The organism is Agaribacter flavus (assembly GCF_042646125.1).
GTDB classification, from domain to species: domain Bacteria; phylum Pseudomonadota; class Gammaproteobacteria; order Enterobacterales; family Alteromonadaceae; genus Glaciecola; species Glaciecola flavus.
In genome coordinates this window covers 1-4,163 of the sequence record NZ_JBHRSW010000032.1, presented here as the reverse complement: position 1 = coordinate 4,163, position 4,163 = coordinate 1, and the positions used below count along the sequence as shown (strand labels likewise).

Annotated in this window: 3 protein-coding genes; all 3 read left to right on the top strand. The window is 34.4% G+C overall.

What is annotated here, in order from left to right:
- The first annotated feature begins 54 nt into the window (after positions 1-54).
- The 3 genes from ACFOHL_RS14405 (at position 55) to ACFOHL_RS14395 (ending at position 3,979) form a co-directional block, all read left to right on the top strand.
- Entirely contained in the window at positions 55-261 is a 207-nt protein-coding gene (locus ACFOHL_RS14405; RefSeq protein ID WP_376920943.1) for a restriction endonuclease, read from the top strand.
- A 74-nt stretch (positions 262-335) separates the two neighbouring features.
- Positions 336-1,832 carry a DUF262 domain-containing protein gene (locus tag ACFOHL_RS14400; protein WP_376920942.1) on the top strand — a complete coding sequence of 499 codons (1,497 nt, stop codon included), beginning with the start codon at positions 336-338 and terminating at the stop codon, positions 1,830-1,832.
- On the top strand, positions 1,832-3,979 hold the full coding sequence (locus ACFOHL_RS14395; RefSeq protein WP_376920941.1) for a DUF262 domain-containing protein: 2,148 nt from the start codon (positions 1,832-1,834) through the stop codon (positions 3,977-3,979). Before ACFOHL_RS14400 ends, ACFOHL_RS14395 begins: the two co-directional genes overlap by 1 nt.
- Positions 3,980-4,163: the final 184 nt, after the last annotated feature.

The window sequence follows — 4,163 nt, the reverse complement described above, 5'->3', positions numbered from 1 at the left end:
ATCAAAAAAGCCTTAAAGTCAGCTGTCACAGAGGGTAGTAAATAGTGTTAATCCATCTTATACTCTGAGCAACTTTATTTTGTTGTAGAAACAAAATCGAGCATATTCTCTGATGATATTAGAGCGTCTGAACAAGCCAAAATAAACTGTGGTATTGAACACTTTAAAGCCTTAAGAAAAGATCTTAACGGCAAAGAGTTAGATAACCCAGCTAAGTTTGTGAAAGCCGACAACTTTGATACATTCTCGACGCACCTTTAAGTTGGTTCTGAATGTAGGCGAGTCGGGACTTGTCTACATTCAAATTAGGTTAGGTTTAGTAATGGAATTAATTAATGGACTTAGATGAAAGAAGTGTCAATTCGTTAAAAGTAGCAAGCTGTTTAGTTTCAGATCTCTTTTCGGGCAAGCCTATTGATTCTGACCAAGGTGAAATTGAGGGAACGATAACGATACCTGAATATCAAAGGCCTTATACTTGGCAGTCAAAAGAGTTGTGTAAACTATTAGAAGACTTGCTTGATTATTTTGGTGAAGTTAACTCAGAACATTCCCAAGAATCAAAAAAAAATCATCATAACTATTACCTGGGCAGTATTATTTTTCATCAAGAAATAAAGATAATTGATGGATACCCTCATAAGCGTTTAAATGTGATTGACGGTCAGCAACGTCTAACATCGTTAGCATTATTAGCTTACTGGCTAAAGTGTAAATCACAACCCGAAATAACTTACTTAGCGCCGAGTTCTCAGCAACAAATTGCTAAAAATATTGCTTACTTAGATGAGTGGGTTGTAGAGCAGTATGATGAAGGTTTTAGTCAGTTACAACAACTGATTAACTTTGAAAATATTAACGTGACGCTTGTTGTAACTGATTCTGAAGATGATGCATACCGTTTTTTTGAAACTCAGAATACGGGAGGGGTGAGATTAAGTGGCGCAGATATAATTAAAGCTCATCATTTAAGGTCAACACCAACTGAAGTACAGGATGCTTATGCGAAGCAATGGGAAAGTCTAGGTGAGCTATCACCTTTGTTAGATGCTGTTATGAAAGTAAGATATTGGCAGGCATTTAATTTTAAAAAAATACCACTGCATAATGAGCCCGTTCAAATCAAAAAAGAAATTGTAAGAGAATTAGCCGAAAATTGTCATAGTAAGCTGCAAGATAATATTGCATATCGAAACGTTATGCACATAAAGCAAAACTCCGGTTGGATAATGAATATGCCTGAGTCTGGTTACGCTATGCGTCAACCGTTAAACTCAGGAGTTAATACTATTGATTACTTAACGTATTTCTCTAATTTGAAAAATACGCTTTTGATAAAAAACAATAATATTCCAAACCAAGCTGATTTTAATGACTTCTATTCTCATAACGTAATTCAAGACACTTATGGCACAGTTTATTTAAAACGACTATTTGATTGTGCTTTACTTTTATATGTGTGCCAGTTTGGCTTATCGCAGTTGTTTGAAGCGTCTTTATGGCTATTTAGGGCCGTCTATTCTCCACGTTTAGCGAATAAGAAAGCGGTAAAAGAAATAACTATTCAAGCTTTTGTTAGAGATAACCACCTATTTGATACGATTATGTTAAGTTTTAATCACGCCCAGTTAATTGATTCACTAAGTCAATTTTCTTATCAAAGCGATAATGCGAATACAGAAGGAAACGGAGCAAAAGGGGGCTTCATTAGTCGAGTTGAAGACTATTTTGATATCAGCTCTTTGGATCGTAAAAAGGTTCATAGTGATTATGATAAAGCGTTAGTGAAAGGTATAAAAAATAAGGTAAATAAAGTAGAGGAAGTACGTTAATGTCAATATTTGAAAACGTAACGTCATCAGTTAGAACTCCAGCCCAGTTGGTTGAAGATAACACTTTATTTTCTATACCCAGTTATCAGCGTCCCTATGTATGGGGGGATGAAGCGATTAAATGCCTTTTTGACGATTTGTATAACGCTTACCGAAAAGATTTACCGCATTATTACGTTGGTACTATTTTAACATCTAGACGTACTAATGGTACTTTGGAATTAATTGATGGACAGCAAAGAACAACTACTTTGATGTTACTAGCATTGGCTTGCAAGAAAAAAGCTATTGATACCGAGTTAACTCGTTTGATTTGCTCAGAATCAAATTGCCAAGATAGCGAACCTAGGGGCAATAAAACAAAAAAAACAATTAAAAAATTACGCTTAGTTTTTAATATTCGCGATCAAGTTGAAGCTTATCTTGGTCATATGGCTGGACTTACAGAATATGATAATAAGTTCCCGGGTGAAGTTGAGGTAGAAAGTAACCCATATTTGAGAAGGCTTGCAGGTGGCTTGGCTACCTTTGAAAACCTACTTGACCAAATTCCCCATGCTGAAGGTTGTAAAGTCTGTAAAATAGGTAAAAATTTAGACACGGAAAATAATTGCGAGCAACAAAAGTTCGCTAATTATGTTTATAACAAAATGCGACTGGTGAACAATCAAATCCCTCGTTCAACAGATTTAAACCAGTTGTTTGCAACTATGAACAACTCAGGTGTTCAGTTAGAGCAGGTTGATATTCTAAAATCTCTTCTGTTTAAAAAAATCACCGAAGATAAGGTTACATATAACGCAATTTGGCAAGCTTGCGAGAATATGAACAACTATTTTGAACGTAATGTTCGTCAAGTCTTCACTAAAACTGAATGGAATCATTTGAAAGCCAGTGATTTCGCTAAATTCGATGCATCAAAATTTAAGCTAAAACTGGACGAAGATAAAGATATTAGTGAAAAGGCTAATATTAATATAGACCGAGGTTTATCTATTGCTGAAATAGTTAATCAATCAAAGCTTGAAACCGGTTTTAAAGAAAATCCCCCGATTGTTAGTAGTAACGTCCAAGAGAGTAATCAAGATGATGAGCAATCAGAGGTGTACTGTACTTCTATTATTAGCTTTTCCCAATTATTGATGCATACATATCGGATTTACGTTAAAACATTCGACCCTAGTACTGGGAATATAGGAGTTGAACCTGAAAATTTATTAAAGCTTTTTAACCCATTAATAACGAAAAATGATGATGGGGAAGGCATAAAAAAATTTATTAGATGCTTGTGGAGGGTTAGGTTTGCATTTGACCGTTGGGTTATTAAATGGGTTGAAAATGCAGGTGAAGAAGACAAGCATTTATTATTAAGCGATATATCTGAATCTCCGCATAAATCAGGAAATAGCTATTACTTTAATCGTACTGTCAAAGAGCACTCCTCTTTATCAATGCTACAAATGGTGAGCTATTTTACATCAGATAGAAAGAGCCAATATTGGTTGTCACCGTATTTAGCTTGGTTAATTAATAAGGTAGATGCTTCTTATGAACAAGTACTAAATAAACTTGAATACTTTGAAAACTTACTATCGCTAGAAACAGTTAGTAAATTACATTCTCAGAAATCTTATAGCTATATCTTAATTGATTATTCTTCAGTTCAACAAATACAACCACCTCCAACGGTATTAATAGAATCATATTTTAATAAAAACCGTGGTGTTAAGTTCAAGCATTACTGGTTTCAAAAACTTGAATATCTATTATGGAAACATCGGGGCAAGTATTTTTTTGAGCATGAAAGTAAAAAGTACAAGCAGTATCGAATAATTTCACGTAATTCAGTTGAGCATGTTCACCCTCAAAAAGAAGAATATGAGAATAAGCTTGAAGACGGTTATTTAGATAGTTTTGGAAATTTGGCTTTATTGAACGTTAGTCAGAATTCTTCATACAGTAATCAAGGTGTTGCAAAGAAAAGAATAGATTTCGAATCTAAAAAAACGTATGACTCTTTGAAGCTAAAACATATATTTACCCTTATGGGGGAAGATTCTTGGGATGAAGAAAAAATAGCAAAACATAAGAATGAGATGGTTGATTTGCTTAAGCAGCATTATGTAAATACGACTAATGAGAATTAACAAAAGAATAAAATGGGAATAATTGGTAAACATGGAACAAGCAATACAGTTTAATAAATTATATCAGGACATTTCAGAAAGCCTGGAAAGCGCCCAAGGAGATCTTTCTTCTCTAATTGAACGAGATGCAAACAGTGCTTTTTTGGATTTACCGCTAGAAGACGAAGATGGACTGCTGCACTTA